General features: G+C 27.7%; 17 protein-coding genes. 13 read left to right on the top strand and 4 right to left on the bottom strand.

Features of this window, described 5'->3' with window-relative positions:
• Positions 1 to 2: 2 nt before the first annotated feature.
• Both F1B92_RS02480 and rpe read right to left on the bottom strand, forming a co-directional pair.
• Positions 3 to 785 (bottom strand): 3'-5' exonuclease, encoded by a 783-nt coding sequence (locus F1B92_RS02480; protein ID WP_326833072.1) that lies wholly within the window; start codon positions 783 to 785, stop codon positions 3 to 5.
• Positions 786 to 787: 2 nt separating this feature from the next.
• Complete coding sequence (rpe, locus tag F1B92_RS02485; RefSeq protein WP_154570332.1) at positions 788 to 1429, bottom strand: ribulose-phosphate 3-epimerase; 642 nt, start codon at positions 1427 to 1429, stop codon at positions 788 to 790.
• 140 nt (positions 1430 to 1569) lie between these two features.
• Between rpe and rpmB the strand changes: the two genes are divergently transcribed.
• From rpmB to F1B92_RS02500, 3 genes are all read left to right on the top strand, one after another.
• On the top strand, positions 1570 to 1761 hold the full coding sequence (gene rpmB / locus F1B92_RS02490; RefSeq protein WP_154570333.1) for a 50S ribosomal protein L28: 192 nt from the start codon (positions 1570 to 1572) through the stop codon (positions 1759 to 1761).
• A 19-nt stretch (positions 1762 to 1780) separates the two neighbouring features.
• Entirely contained in the window at positions 1781 to 2914 is a 1134-nt protein-coding gene (locus tag F1B92_RS02495; RefSeq protein WP_154570334.1) for a potassium channel family protein, read from the top strand.
• A gap of 72 nt (positions 2915 to 2986) precedes the next feature.
• Entirely contained in the window at positions 2987 to 3205 is a 219-nt protein-coding gene (locus F1B92_RS02500; protein ID WP_154570335.1) for a YdcH family protein, read from the top strand.
• Positions 3206 to 3219: 14 nt separating this feature from the next.
• Here the strand turns inward: F1B92_RS02500 and F1B92_RS02505 are convergent, their stop codons facing one another.
• A complete protein-coding gene (locus F1B92_RS02505) occupies positions 3220 to 3651 on the bottom strand; it encodes a hypothetical protein (protein ID WP_154570336.1) in 432 nt (143 codons plus the stop codon).
• Positions 3652 to 3777: 126 nt separating this feature from the next.
• Between F1B92_RS02505 and F1B92_RS02510 the strand changes: the two genes are divergently transcribed.
• The 5 genes from F1B92_RS02510 (at position 3778) to F1B92_RS02530 (ending at position 6156) form a co-directional block, all read left to right on the top strand.
• Entirely contained in the window at positions 3778 to 4350 is a 573-nt protein-coding gene (locus tag F1B92_RS02510) for a PAS domain-containing protein (protein WP_154570337.1), read from the top strand.
• A gap of 217 nt (positions 4351 to 4567) precedes the next feature.
• On the top strand, positions 4568 to 4972 hold the full coding sequence (locus tag F1B92_RS02515; RefSeq protein ID WP_154570338.1) for a hypothetical protein: 405 nt from the start codon (positions 4568 to 4570) through the stop codon (positions 4970 to 4972).
• Between the two features lie 119 nt (positions 4973 to 5091).
• Entirely contained in the window at positions 5092 to 5304 is a 213-nt protein-coding gene (locus F1B92_RS02520) for a hypothetical protein (RefSeq protein ID WP_154570339.1), read from the top strand.
• On the top strand, positions 5264 to 5680 hold the full coding sequence (locus F1B92_RS02525; protein WP_154570340.1) for a hypothetical protein: 417 nt from the start codon (positions 5264 to 5266) through the stop codon (positions 5678 to 5680). The genes F1B92_RS02520 and F1B92_RS02525 overlap by 41 nt, the downstream gene beginning before the upstream one ends.
• A gap of 239 nt (positions 5681 to 5919) precedes the next feature.
• Entirely contained in the window at positions 5920 to 6156 is a 237-nt protein-coding gene (locus F1B92_RS02530) for a hypothetical protein (RefSeq protein ID WP_229770887.1), read from the top strand.
• A 709-nt stretch (positions 6157 to 6865) separates the two neighbouring features.
• On the opposite strand, the gene F1B92_RS02535 is transcribed toward F1B92_RS02530, so the two are convergent.
• Positions 6866 to 7225, bottom strand: a complete 360-nt coding sequence (locus F1B92_RS02535; protein WP_154570342.1) for a histidine triad nucleotide-binding protein — start codon at positions 7223 to 7225, stop codon at positions 6866 to 6868.
• 166 nt (positions 7226 to 7391) lie between these two features.
• Between F1B92_RS02535 and pheS the strand changes: the two genes are divergently transcribed.
• From pheS to F1B92_RS02560, 5 genes are all read left to right on the top strand, one after another.
• Complete coding sequence (pheS, locus tag F1B92_RS02540; protein ID WP_326833073.1) at positions 7392 to 8384, top strand: phenylalanine--tRNA ligase subunit alpha; 993 nt, start codon at positions 7392 to 7394, stop codon at positions 8382 to 8384.
• Entirely contained in the window at positions 8381 to 10708 is a 2328-nt protein-coding gene (gene pheT / locus F1B92_RS02545) for a phenylalanine--tRNA ligase subunit beta (RefSeq protein WP_154570343.1), read from the top strand. Before pheS ends, pheT begins: the two co-directional genes overlap by 4 nt.
• On the top strand, positions 10705 to 11982 hold the full coding sequence (aroA, locus tag F1B92_RS02550; RefSeq protein WP_154570344.1) for a 3-phosphoshikimate 1-carboxyvinyltransferase: 1278 nt from the start codon (positions 10705 to 10707) through the stop codon (positions 11980 to 11982). Before pheT ends, aroA begins: the two co-directional genes overlap by 4 nt.
• A complete protein-coding gene (locus tag F1B92_RS02555) occupies positions 11972 to 12799 on the top strand; it encodes a 4-hydroxy-3-methylbut-2-enyl diphosphate reductase (RefSeq protein WP_154570345.1) in 828 nt (275 codons plus the stop codon). Before aroA ends, F1B92_RS02555 begins: the two co-directional genes overlap by 11 nt.
• A 136-nt stretch (positions 12800 to 12935) precedes the next feature.
• Positions 12936 to 14612 (top strand): 30S ribosomal protein S1, encoded by a 1677-nt coding sequence (locus F1B92_RS02560; protein WP_154570346.1) that lies wholly within the window; start codon positions 12936 to 12938, stop codon positions 14610 to 14612.
• Positions 14613 to 14643 lie beyond the last annotated feature (31 nt).

Below are 14643 nucleotides of genomic sequence, written 5' to 3' on the forward strand. Positions count from 1 at the left end.
CCTTATAATGTCGATATTTTAAGATTTTTTGCAGTTTTTGAAAATTTTATTAAATTTTCAGTTGTTTTTATATTTGGAGGAATTTTGTTTAAACAGTATTTAAAAATTTCAAATGCACTTATGGCATCACTTAAAGCTCTATGATGAGTATTTTGTATATAAAGTAACTCTTTTAAAAACTCAAGACCATATTTTTGTGATGGTATTGTTTTTCTAGCTAAATCAATAGTGCAAATATGCCTATTTAAAAGCATCCCATAACCTAAATTTTCTAAACTTTTACTGATAAAATTGTAATCAAATTTAACATTATGTGCCACAAAAACACTACTTCCTAAAAAGATTTTAAATTTTTCTAATACATTCTTAAGCGTTGGTGCTTTTTCTAAATTTTCAATAGTTATGCCTGTTAATTCTTGAATACTTTGTGGGATTTCGTTTGCTTTTATAAAACTTTCGAATCTATCTAAAATGACTCCATTTTGGCACTTTATAGCTCCTATTTCTATAATTTGTCCGCTATTTATACCGCCATTTGTTTCTATATCAACTACACAAAAAATCTCATTTTGAATTTTTGTATTGGCTGTTTTTAATGTAACTTTTCCATTTTTGAGTTTTAAAATTTCAAGCCCAAGAGTTTTCCACATATCTAAATTTTTTGGTTCAAAAAGTTCAGTAATTTGTAAAATTTGATTTGAAATTTTTATAAAATCATAGTAATTTATCGATTTATTTGCCAATAAATTTATTAAATAATCTAAATTTTTATCTTTTTGTTGCACTATCAAACTTTTAAAGAATTTATAGAAGCTTTATAATCATTTGATGAAAATATATAGCTACCAGCTACCACAATATCAGCACCAGCACTATCTAAATCACGCACATTTAACCCATTTACACCGCCATCTACTTCTATCATACAGATTGAATTTGTTTTGTATATCAGCTCTTTTAATTCTTTGATTTTATCTAATACGCTAGGAATAAATTTTTGCCCACCAAAACCAGGATTTACACTCATCAAAAGCACCATATCTACGCTATTTATTATGTGTTTTATTGAATTTATAGGTGTATGAGGATTTAGCACCACAGCAGGACTTACGCCATTGTTTCTAATGTGATCTATTAATCTTAAAGGATGTTTTTCTTCTTCTATATGAAAACTTATAAATTTAGGTTTTATGGGTAAAAACATATCCACAAAAAATCCAACATTTTCTACCATCAAATGTATATCAAGAGGTATGGTGCTAGCTTTTTTTGCAACTTCTACGACAATAGGACCAATTGTTAAATTTGGAACAAAATGTCCATCCATTACATCTATATGAAGCAAATCAGCTCCACATTCACATACCTTTTTTATTTCACTACTTAAATTCCCAAAATCAGCCGATAAAATACTGGGTGCTACATACATATTTTTCCTTTATTTTTAATCCCGACATTTTATCAATTTTTACCATAAAAATATATAAATTTAAAAATATATGTTTTTTAAGAGAAATTTGAAGTTTTTTTGGTATAATTGCTCTTTAATTTTTTTAAAAAGGATAGAAAATGGCAAGAAGATGTGCGATAACAGGCAAAGGTGCTTTAGTAGGAAATAATGTTAGCCATGCAAACAATAAAACAAAAAAGAGATTTTTACCGAATTTAAGAAGTGTTCGTGTAGTATTGGAAGATGGCACAACAAAAAGAATAAAAGTTGCAGCTTCTACTTTAAGAACTATGAAAAAAGTTTCTAAATAGTATTTTTACGGATAGAGGAATGAGCCTTTCTCTCGATAAAGCTAAAAAATTCCTCAATTGGACTAAAACTTCAAAACCAGATATAGATATCAATACTGAGCTTTATGAACAACTAAAACCATTTCGTTTACCGCTTATTTTAGTGGTTTTTATGATGTTAATTGGCACTTTAGGGTTTATATTTTTTAGTGATTTTTCATTAATTGATGGATTTTATCAAGCTGGTATGACTTTTACAACTGTGGGTTTTACTGAAGCTTCTAATGTTACGCCTGCTGGTAGAATTTTTGCTGTTGTTTTTATGTTTGCTGGTTTTGGAGTTTGTATGTTTTCTTTTGGTGTTTTTATAGAAATTTTAAAAAAAGGCACCCTACTTAATATCATAAGAGAGAGAAATATGATTTATAAAATAGCAAGATTAAAAAATCATTTTGTTATATGTTATCATAATGATTTTACGATAGAATTAGTAAAACAATTTAGAGAAAATCACATCCCTTTTGTAGTTATAGATCCTCAGCCAAATTTAATAGATATAGCAAAAAAAGAGAGATATCCTTATTTTATAGTTGGCGAACCTCACACTGAGTCCTCTTTATTAAAATCACATCTATCAAGTGCTAAAGGCATTATAGCTCTTAGTCCAAATATAGCAGATAATATCGCCATAATAGCCACTGCAAGACTTTATGAAAAAGAATTAGAGCTTATTAAACCATATTTTATAATGACAACAGCTGCCAATGATAGCGACTCAGATAAGCTTAAAAAATTAGGTGCTGATTCTGTAGTGCTTCCTTCAAAATTAGCCGCACAAAGATTAAGTGCTGTTAGTGTTAGACCAGATATGGAAAATATTTTAGATAGATTTTTATATCAAAAAGATTCTTTAATTGATATAGAGGAGATTATTGTTCCAGAATATTCTTGGGTAAGGTTTAAGAGATTAAAAGAGACTCGTTTAAGGGAAATCACAAGTGCTGATATTGTAGGAATACGTGATGAAAATGATAAGTTTATACCTATGCCTAGCGGTGATGCATTGATAGGAACGGGTTCTAAATTATTAGTTATAGGCACTGCAGAGGGTATAAATTTTACAAGAAAATTGATAAATGGCAAATATAAACCTCAAGATTTAAGATATGTCTAAAAAAGATACAATTAAATAGTAATTTAAGCAAAATTTGAGTAGAATTTTGCATATTTTTATTAAGGAGTGCAAATGTTTCACGAGTATAGAGATCTTATGTCTGAGTTAAAGGGTAAAAATGCAAGATTTGATTCTCTTATGGCAAAGCATGATGAGCTAGATCACAAAGTTGTAAATCTTCAAAATTCTTATGCTAAAGATGAGGAAATTCATTCTGTAAAACAAGAAAAATTAAAAATAAAAGATGAAATTTACGCTTTCTTAAAAGCATATCAAGAAGAAGATAGATAAAATTCGATGAGAAATTAAAATTTCTCATCGCCTAATGCATGTAGTCTAAAAAGTGCTGTTTCGCATTGGCTTTTTAATTTGTCATTTAAAACAACTAAATCATCATAAAAACATCCAACTATATCTAAATCCATTTCAGTCACTTTATTAAATTTTACTTTCTTTTTATTAGAAATATCTTTTACATACACCGAAAAAATTCTTTGACAATGAAGCTTCCAGTCATTATAATATGTAGATATACCATTATATAAAATGGTTCCTAATAACTCTTCAAATTTGAAGCTTTTATCAAAAAACATCTCTGCAAATTTATCCTCTTGCCCTAATAAATCAGCTATTTCTTTTTCTCTGCCTTTGATTAATGAGTTTTTAATTCTCATCATAATAAATGACTGTACATCAATGCATTTTTTCAGTCTATCGATAGTTTTGGTTTTGCTCACAACTCTTCCTTGATATTAAAATATTGAGTAATTATATCATAAAAATTAACAAAAAATATCTTTGTATAAAATTTTAAGTTGTTTTATGCTAAAATCCGCAAAGATTTTATTACTTAGGAGATTAATATGCAAAAACCTCAACCATTAAATAGAGAGATACAATTAGATTCCAAAAGATATATTGTATCAAAAACGGATCCGAGAGGCGTAATAACTTTTGCAAATGACTATTTTATGGAAGTTTGTGGATATTCTAAAGAAGAGCTTATCGGTCAGCCTCATAATATAGTTCGTCATCCAGATATGCCAAAAATAGTTTTTAAAGTTATGTGGGATAGGATAAATCAGGGCAAAAATATTAAAGCTATTGTTAAAAATTTAGCTAAAGATGGTAGATATTATTGGGTTATGACTGATTTTGAACCAACTTATGATGCGCTAACTCATAGAATCACCGCACACACTGCATATAGAAGAGCAGCACCAAGAAAAGCTATAGAACAGATTGAGCCTATTTATCAAAAATTAATTGAGATAGAAAAAGATGGCGGCATTAGAGCTAGTGGTGAATTTTTAGAGAATTTTTTAGAGCTAAATCATACATCATATAATGATTATATAGATAAAATTTCAGAATACAAAGGTTTGACTAAGCTATTTTTTGAAGCGATGAAGAAAATTTTTGGAAGTAAAAATTAATTTAATTTCCACTTTAATGTGGAAATTAATACCCTCAAATCCCAAATTTAAAAACTCAATAATAATTAACCAAAATTTAACAAAAAATATTTATAATTTTAGAAGTTATAAATTTATAGCGTAAAAAACAGAAAGTAAAAGGATTAAATTTAAAAAACTTGTAGCATATCTCAAAGAAAAAGAGATATTATGGCTATCTTTATACGTATTGGCTTATGTGTTTAGTATATTTATAAATCCTGGCAATATCTTTGAAATTTTACCCTTTTTTTGGAAACCTTTTAAAGATATTCCACTTTTAGAAATCTTAAGAGCAAACCCTATATATCCAGAGAATATTGTATTTTATGTATGTTTGATGAGTATTATAAGCATTATCTCTATCTCTGGAATAGCATACAACCATTTTTATTATAGAGTTTATGAGTTTGGGATGTTTAATATATCCAAATCACGGTGGAATTTAATCAAAAACAAAAAAAATACAAAAAAGCTTGATACTATTCTTAGCGTTTTTGTTTTAATGTCGCTTTTAATTGGATATATGATTTATGGCTTATACTTTTATAATGACTCTTTAGCCAGTGGGCTTTTTCATATAAATATATCAAATCTTTTTTAAGCTAGATTTGGATCATTTATAATTATGCTTATTTGGCAAGTATTTTTAGCGTTTGTCTTAGCAGAATTACCATTTATATGGATTGATTATGCATATGATATTTTTAAAAAGAATAAAAAATGAATGATTATATAGTTTTAATAAATAAAACAAAAAATAATCTAAATGAAATTAAATTAACAGAAATTATTTTGTGTAAAAAATGGGATAAATACACAATATATGCTAAAATAACAAAAATATTTAAGGATAATATTACCAATATAATAGAAGAAATAAAACTATCCAATCATGATATCAATAAATACTCTGCAGAAAAAAATAAAAAATAGCAAAAATGAATACTTTACTCTTAATAATGGTGCTGGCATAGGACTAGATGCATATAACACAACTTTGGATAAAACTATAGATGGTATTGACTATTTAGATGATGCTAGTAAGAGTTTTGCAAAAGCAACTGGCGGTGCAAATAAACCCCTTATGCTTATCGATGCAATAAAAGCAGTAAATTTAGATAATACCGCAAAAGAACTTTTAAAATTTGAAGTTGAAGAAGTTTTTAGTTGGGTTGGAGCTTTAGCTGGTGGTAAAGTTGGTTTAAAATTAGGATTTTCTGGCGGAATAATGGTGTTATTAGCGGTGGTTTATTGTGCGGAAAATTTGGCGAATACATTACCGGAAACATTCTGCCAAATTATACACTAGATTTACTTTCTTATTTTTTAAATCCCTTTGACTCTCATTGGTAAGACAAAGACTCAAAGTGGCTATAAGAGATAAAAGGCTTTTGGTTACCTTACCTCAACCATCCCTTTGCTATCATCTACGATCTATTTATCTTAGATAGTGATGGCATAAAAACAACTACTTTAAATAATTGAGTATATTTTGACCACAACTTAGATAAAATTTCATTTAAATCTTTGATAGGTAGAGATGATGAAATGCTAGTATTTGATAGAAATTTAAACGGAAATATCGACAACAGAAGCGAACTATTTGGCAATTTTACTCCACTTTCAAATAACACAACAAATTCAAATCTAGCAAAAGATGGCTTTAACGCTTTGAGCAAATTTGATAGCAATAATGACGAAATTATCTCAAATTTAGATAAAAACTTAGACAAACTCCAAATCTGGCAAGACATAAACTCAAATGGAATTTTAAAAAAGCAATAAACTAAAAACTTTAAATGAATTTGACATTGAAAGCCTAAATTTAAACGCAACCCAAATCAACAAAGATTTAGGAAATAGAAATTCTCAAATCCTACAAAGCACCTTTACAAAAAACAGACGGCACTTTAAATTTAATGGTTGATTTAAATTTTAGTGTCGATACAATAAATCGAAAATTCAAAGATGAAAGTAAGATAAATCTCACAGCCGATGATCTAAAGTGACCAAATACAAAAGGCACAGAATTTTTAATAGATTTACAAATAGCAGCTACAAATAAAAATTTGGCAAATTTAATTGATAAATATTCAGTCTCCTAAACCAAACTTAGGGTTAAATTTGCTAGGTAACATTATATCAAGTTGGACTGAAACTAACCAAAATATAAATTTGCTACATTAAACTATGAGAAATTTGAAATGTGATATAAATTTAATAAATTAAATTTCTTAAGTTTTTTGTAATTTATTAGCTTTAGTTAATAGCCATAATATCTAAATTCAACTACCGTAAAATTGGTATTTTATTTTTATTCAACCAATTTTTATTATAAAAGTTAGTGTAAATTTAAATATATTGCTAGACATAAGGAAGATTTTTTAAATTTAAATATTATTTAGCAACAACTTTATCATCTTATTTAAGGCTACTAAATTTTGATAAAATTTCAGAATTTATTAGTTGCTAAATTTAAGATTATTATGATTTATTAAAACTCATCTTTTGCATTGTGTCCAGCTGCATGCTCCCAAGGAAGTTTTGTGCCACCAAGCATATGAAAATGTAAATGCATTACCTCTTGCCCTCCATCTTCACCACAATTATTAATAAGTCTATAGCCCTTTTTGTCAAGTCCCATTTTAATAGCAACTTGTTTTATAAATTTAGTCATTTGTTCCATAATGCCAGCATCTACTTCTTGAAAATTTTTATAGCATTTTTTTGGTATGATTAAAATGTGGATTGGTGCTTTTGGATTGATATCGTGAAATGCTAAAAAATTCTCATTTTCTAAGACTTTATTTGATGGAATTTCGCCATCGACAATTCTTTCAAACACATTTTTCATAAAATACTCCTTCAATTTTGGTAATTATACCCAAAGTTGATTTAAAAATTTACATAAATTTAAAATTTGTATTTATTTTACAAAAAAATGAAAATTTTACTCAAACTTTACCTTATTTTTATCATTTTTTTTATAGAATGTTAAAAATTTTTTTCAAGGATAATAAGTGGATGAATTAATTTCTAGAATAAATAAAGCCGATAATTTAGAATCTCTTGATAAAATCAGAGTTGAAATTTTTGGAAAAAAGGGCTTAATTACTGCAGAATTTGCAAAATTAAAAGATATAGCAAATGAAGAAAAAAAGGAATTTGCAAATAATTTAAACAAAAAAAAAGATGCTTTTAATAATGCTATTTCTTTAAAAAAAACAGAGCTTGAGAATTTAGAGCTTCTCCAAAGAATGAAAGATGAAGCAATTGATGTAACTATGTTTGATGAAATACCAAGTGTTGGTGCTTTACATCCAGTAACCATAACTATGGATAGGATTATAGATTATTTTATAGCTCAAAATTTTAGTATTGAAAATGGCCCTTTGATAGAAGATGATTTTCATAACTTTGAAGCCTTAAATTTACCAAAATATCATCCAGCACGCGATATGCAAGATACATTTTATATGAATGATAAAAGGCTTCTTAGAACTCACACAAGCCCAGTTCAAATAAGAACTATGCAAAATTTCAAGCCACCTATTAGAATGATTGCTCCAGGGGCTGTTTTTAGAAGGGATTTTGATTTAACTCACACTCCTATGTTTCATCAAGTTGAGGGACTTGTTGTAGAAGAGGAGGATAAAGTAAGTTTTGCAAATTTAAAGTATATTTTAGAAGATTTTTTAAGATATATGTTTGGAGATGTAAAAGTAAGATTTAGACCAAGCTTTTTTCCTTTTACGGAACCTTCAACTGAAGTTGATATAAGTTGTATATTTTGTAAAAGTAGTGGTTGTAGAATTTGTTCTCACACGGGTTGGCTTGAGGTTTTAGGAAGCGGGGTAGTTGATCCAAATGTATTTAAATTTGTAAATTATAAAAATGTTAGTGGATATGCTTTTGGGCTAGGGGTTGAAAGATTTGCTATGCTTTTACATGGCGTTCCTGATTTAAGAAGTTTATTTGAGGGAGATTTAAGATTATTGGAGCAGTTTAAATGATAGTAACTAGAAATTGGTTAAATGAGTGGATAGATATTTCAAAAATTAATTTAGAAGAGATTGTGAAAACTTTAAATTCTATAGGACTTGAAGTTGATAGCTATAAAGAGATTAGAATTCCAAAAGGCGTGGTAATTGGCTATGTAAAAAGCAAGACAAAACACGAAGACTCCGATAAATTAAGTATTTGCGAAGTGGATGTTGGGACTGAAATTTTACAAATAGTTTGTGGTGCTAAAAATGTAGAAGCTGGTCAATATGTGCCAGTAAGTTTAATTGGATCAAAATTACCAAATGGACTTATTATAAAGCCAACAAAATTAAGAGATATAGAAAGCAACGGGATGATTTGTTCTAGCGTTGAACTTGGGCTTCCTAAAATAAATGATGGAATTTGGATCTTAGATGATAGCATTGGTGAGCTTGTTTTGGGTAAAGAATTGCTAGAATATCAATCAATAAATGATGATATAATAGAAATAGAATTAACACCAAACAGAGGGGATTGTTTGAGTGTTTATGGTGTAGCAAGAGATCTTAGTGTGGCACTAAATTTAAATTTAAAACCTTTGATTTATTCAGAAAAAGATGGTCTTTTAGGGATTGGTAGGCTTATTGGAATTCATACTAGCGATAAAATAAAAAGTACTTTTCAATATAAAGCTTTTAGCATTGAAAATCCTATATTTTTAGATAGTATTAAAAATTTGAGAGTTAAATTTGCTGAGATAGAAAAAAAATCTTGTATTGAAAGCATTTTATCGTATGTAACACACACTACTGGAGTTTTATTAAGAGCTTATGATGCCCAAAAACTTTTAGGAGATAAAGAAAAAATCACTATAGATATAAAAGATGATGCTTTTGGTTATAGTTGTGTTTATTTAGATGATAAGTGTTTATCTAAAACAGGGATTTCTCAGATGGATTTTGCTAAAATTTCAGATGAAACTAAAATTATTATTGTAGAAGCAAATTATACAGATCCAAAAATCATATCATTAGCTATAAATGAAGATAAAAATTTAACACCAGATGAACACTCTTATAGATCCACAAGAGGAAGTGAGCCAAAACTTGAACTAGGACAAAGCTATCTATTTAATATTTTATCAAAAATGCAAGGAGTTGCTATTTATAGTGGCTCTCAACAAATAGTTCAAAATTTTGAGCCAAAAATAATAAGTTTTGATATTGATAGCATAAATTCTATTATCGGAAAGGAGATAATTAGAAATGATGCTGTTAAAATTTTAAAAAAATTAGGTTTTGAAATTGTGGTAGAGCAAGAATTTATTAGTGCAAAAGTGCCATCTTATAGACATGATATAGAAAATATATATGATATTGCTGAAGAGATAGTTAGGATAGTTAGTATTGAAAATATAGAATCAAAGCCATTAAATTTTAGTGAGAAAAATAGATTAAATAAATCATATTTTGATTACAAAAATAAACAACAAATTAAGATAAAATCAGTATCTGCTGGATTTTTTGAGTGCATATCTTATATTTTTGATAATGAAATAGAGCTTTTAAATTTAGGATTTAAAAAATGTAAAGTATATTTAGAAAATCCTATAAATAGTGAGTTAAATATGCTTAGACCCACTCTTTTAAATCATTTATTAAAAGCATGTGAAAGAAATCTTAAAAATTCTAAAAAATCAATAAAACTTTTTGAAATAGGTGCTGTATTTGATGTAAATGCTAATCAAAGTGATAATATTGCATTTTTAGCAAGCGGCTTGCAAAATGAACCTAGTTTGTTAAATTCATCTAAGCCAAAAGAGTTTGATTTTATATCTTTTGCTAGTAAAATTAGCAGTGTTATAGGTAAATTTAGTTGTAAAGTTAGAGATGAAAAAATTCCATATTTAAGTGAATTTGAACAAGCAGATATTGTAATTGATGGTGTTATTGTTGGATATATAGGAAGGTTAAATTTAAATATTGAAAAAGAAAAAGATTTAGGAAAAACTTATGTTTGTGAGATTAAATTTAATAAACTTAAATTTAATAAAATAGTTGCCAAGCCTTATTCAAAATTTCCTAGCATAAGTAGAGATTTAAGTATTATCTCTCCAAAAAATATGCGTTTTGATGAGATTAAAAAGTGTATTTTAGATTTAAAAATATCAAATTTAAAATCATTTAATCTAGTTGATATTTATAGTGATGAGAAATTAAAAGAAAATCAAAGTATTACTATAAATTTTATTTTTCAAGATATGAACAAAACTTTAGAAGATGGAGATATATCATCTCAGATTGATATTATTTTATCGTCTTTAAAAGAAAATTTAAATATAGGACTTAGATGAAAATTTATGCTTTAAAAAAGAAATTTGATGTTAGTATTTGCGAGATTGCATCTGATAAGTCAATATCTCACAGAAGTGCTATTTTTTCTCTTTTTAGCGATAGGACTTCTATTATAAAAAACTATCTTTTAGCTCAAGATACTATACATACTTTACAAATAATAGAAAATTTAGGAGCAAAAGTTATTAGAAATGGGAGTGAAATTTTAATCACTCCTCCAAGTTCAATTCAAGAATCTAGTCAAATTTTAGATTGTGGAAATTCAGGCACTGCAATGAGAATTTTTATGGGACTTTTGGCTGGAACAGAGGGATTTTTTGTTTTAAATGGTGATAAATATTTAAATCAAAGACCGATGAGAAGAGTATCAAAACCTTTAAGTAAAGTCGGTGCTAAATTTGATGGTAGAGAAAATGGAGATAAAGCTCCTATTTGTATTAGAGGCAAAAAGCTTGATTATTTTGAATATAATAGCAAAATCGCATCCGCTCAGGTAAAAACAGCTCTTATTTTGGCGGCTTTAAAAGGCAATGGTTGTAAATTTAGCGAACCTGAATTAAGCAGAGATCATAGCGAAAAAATGCTTTTAGCGATGGGTGCAAACATAAAAAAAGATGGTTTAAATTTAGAGATAAAGCCTTTACAAGAGCCTTTAAATCCTCTTGAAATCGAAATTCCAAACGATCCAAGTTCTGCATTTTATTTTGCTGTAGCAGCTTCAATTACACCAAATTCAAAAGTTATTTTGAAAAATGTGATTTTAAATAAAACTCGTATTGAAGCTTATAAAATTTTAAAACAAATGGGTGCAAAAATCGAGTTTAAACAAACTTCAAATAAATATGAAGAAGTTGGAGATATCATTGTAGAATATGCACATTTAAACGGAGTAGAAGTTAGTCAAAATATTTCGTGGATGATAGACGAAGCACCGGCTTTAGCGGTTGCTTTTGCTTGTGCAAAAGGAAAAAGTAGCTTAAGAAATGCTAAAGAATTGAGAGTAAAAGAGTGTGATAGGATTTCAGTAACTGTTGCAGCTCTTAAGGCATGCGGGGTTTTTGTAGAGGAATTTGAAGATGGATTTGAAGTTGTTGGAACAAATAATCTAAAACCAGCCATCATTGACTCATTTGGAGATCATAGAATTGCTATGAGTTTTGCTATTTTAGGTTTAAAAAATGGAATGATAATAGAAGATGATGAGTGTATAAATACATCTTTTCCAAATTTTAAAAACATTTTAAAAATGCTTGGAGTTATAGTTGAAGATTGAGCTTGCTAGTAGTTATGGATTTTGTTTTGGTGTAAAAAGAGCTATAAAAATAGCCGAAAATTCAAAAGATGGTGTTACTTATGGAGAGCTTATCCATAATAGCGAAGAAATAAGAAGATTAAAAGAAAATTTTAATGTCAAAACCTTAAATACTATTGATGAGATGAAAAATGAAAATAAAGTTATTATAAGAACCCATGGAATAACAAAAAGTGATCTTAAAATTTTAAAAGATCAAAATAAAAATATCATAGATGCAACTTGCCCTTTTGTAACAAAGCCTCAAAGTATTGTTGAAAATATGAGTGAAAAAGGATATGATGTAGTAATTTTTGGAGATATAAATCATCCAGAAGTAAAAGGAGTAATGAGCTATTCTGTCGGAAATGTTTTTGTTGTTTTAAGTGCTGCAGAGTTAGAAAATAAAAAATTAGGTAAAAAAGTAGCAGTTATTTCTCAAACTACCAAAAAGATTGAAGATTATATAAATTTAGTTGGCTATTTGATGACAAGAGTAAAAGAGGTTAGAATTTTTAATACTATTTGTAATGCCACTTTAGAAAATCAAGAAGCAGTTAGAGAACTTTCAAATAGGGCTGATGTTATGATAATAGTTGGCGGAAAAAACTCATCCAATACAAAACAACTCCACATAATATCTAAAATTTTATGTAAAGACAGCTACCATATAGAAAATGAAAATGAATTAAAAAAAGAGTGGTTTTTGGATAAAAATTTGTGCGGAATTAGTGCAGGAGCAAGTACTCCTGATTGGATTATAAAAAAAATTATAGAAAAAATAAAAAAAATAGTTTAAAATATGATTCAAATTTTGCAAATTTATAAAACAATTTCTAAAATTTTTTAAATTTAATAAAATATAAAGCAAATTTTAAATAAAATCTACTCTAAATTTATTCATAGAATAAAAATAATATGTAAAAGGGAAAACAATGGCTGAGGTGAACGAAAAAGTTCAAAAAGATCAAGAACTTGAAGGTATGGATTTTGCAACTATTTTAGAAGAGTACTCTAATGAAAAAGAACAAAAAGAAAATGGTGGCATAATAAAAGGCAAGATAATGGCTATTAGTGATGATCAGGTTTTTGTTGATGTTGGTAAAAAAATAGAAGGCGTTTTAAATATTGAAGAAGTAAAAGATGAGAATGGAAATATCATCTTTAAAGAGGGTGATGATATAGAGGTTTTAATGACAGGCAGTGCTAGAGGAAAACCTAGTTTGTCTTTTAAACAAGTTAAAAAAATGCAAAAAGTTGCTGAATTTATTGAAAATTATAACGAAAATGATCAAAATATTATAGAAGTTAAAATAAAATCTAAAAATAAAGGTGGTTATGTTTGTTTAAATAGCGATGGTGTTGAATTTTTTATGCCTAAATCTCAAAGTGCATTAAAAGATTCTAATTCTTTCATTGGTAAAACTTATAAAGTCAAAGTATTCAAAGTAGATAGTGGCAGTATTTTGGTATCTAGAAAAAAACTTTTAGACGAAGATAGAAAGGCTAAAAGAGATATTATTAATCAAATAGTTAAAAATGATGACATTATAGAAGGTACGATTAAGAAAATAACTACTTATGGTATGTTTGTAGATGTTGGCGGTGTTGATGGACTTGTTCATTATAGTGAAATCAGCTATAAAGGACCTGTAAATCCTGGCTCTATTTACAACGAAGGCGATAAAGTTCCGGTAAAAGTTATAAAATATGATGATAAAAAACATCTTTCTTTATCTATTAAGTCAGCTATGCCAGATCCTTGGGATGAGATTTTAGAAAATGGTTTAGAGGTTGGTGATGTAATAAATGTAACCGTAAATAATATTGAAAAATACGGTGCTTTTGTTGATTTAGGAAATGATATAGAAGGATTTTTGCATATTAGTGAAATTTCTTGGGATAAAAACATAAAAAGTCCATCCGATTTTATAAAAGAGGGTCAAAATATAGATGTTGAAATTATAGAAATAGATATAAAAGATAGAAGACTGAGAGTAAGTCTTAAAAAATTATTAGAAAAACCTTTTGAAATATTTTTGAAAAAATATAAAGAAGGTGATGTGGTGACTGGAAAAATTACATCTATAACTGATTTTGGTGCTTTTGTTAGAATAGGTGGTATTGAGGGTCTTTTACATAACGAAGATGCATCTTGGGATAGAAATTCAAAATGTAGCAATTTATTTAAAAAAGATACTGAAATAGAAGTAAAAATCATCAAAATAGATTCCCAACAAGAAAAAGTTTCACTAAGCCATAAAGAGCTTACTGATGGACCTATTGCTTTATATGTTACAGATAAAAAAGAAGGCGATATCGTTAAAGGTAAGGTAAAAGATAAAAAAGATTTTGGTGTTTTTGTTGAGCTTGATAGCGGCGTTGATGCTTTAATTAAAAAAGAAGATTGTGGAAATTTAGATGTAGAATCTTTAAATGTTGGAGATGAAGTTGAAGCAGCTATTGACAATATTGATGTAAAAAGAAATAAAATTAGATTAAGTGTAAAAAGGCTCGCTAGACAAAAAGAAAGAGCTGTTTTAAATGAAATCAATAAAGAAAATAGTGACAAGCTAACTATAGGCGACATCATAAAAGAACAACTTTCTTAAAAATTCTAAAGCCCCATTGGGGCTAAATTCT

Origin of the sequence: Campylobacter portucalensis, from assembly GCF_009690845.1 — a bacterium.
Taxonomy (GTDB): domain Bacteria; phylum Campylobacterota; class Campylobacteria; order Campylobacterales; family Campylobacteraceae; genus Campylobacter_B; species Campylobacter_B portucalensis.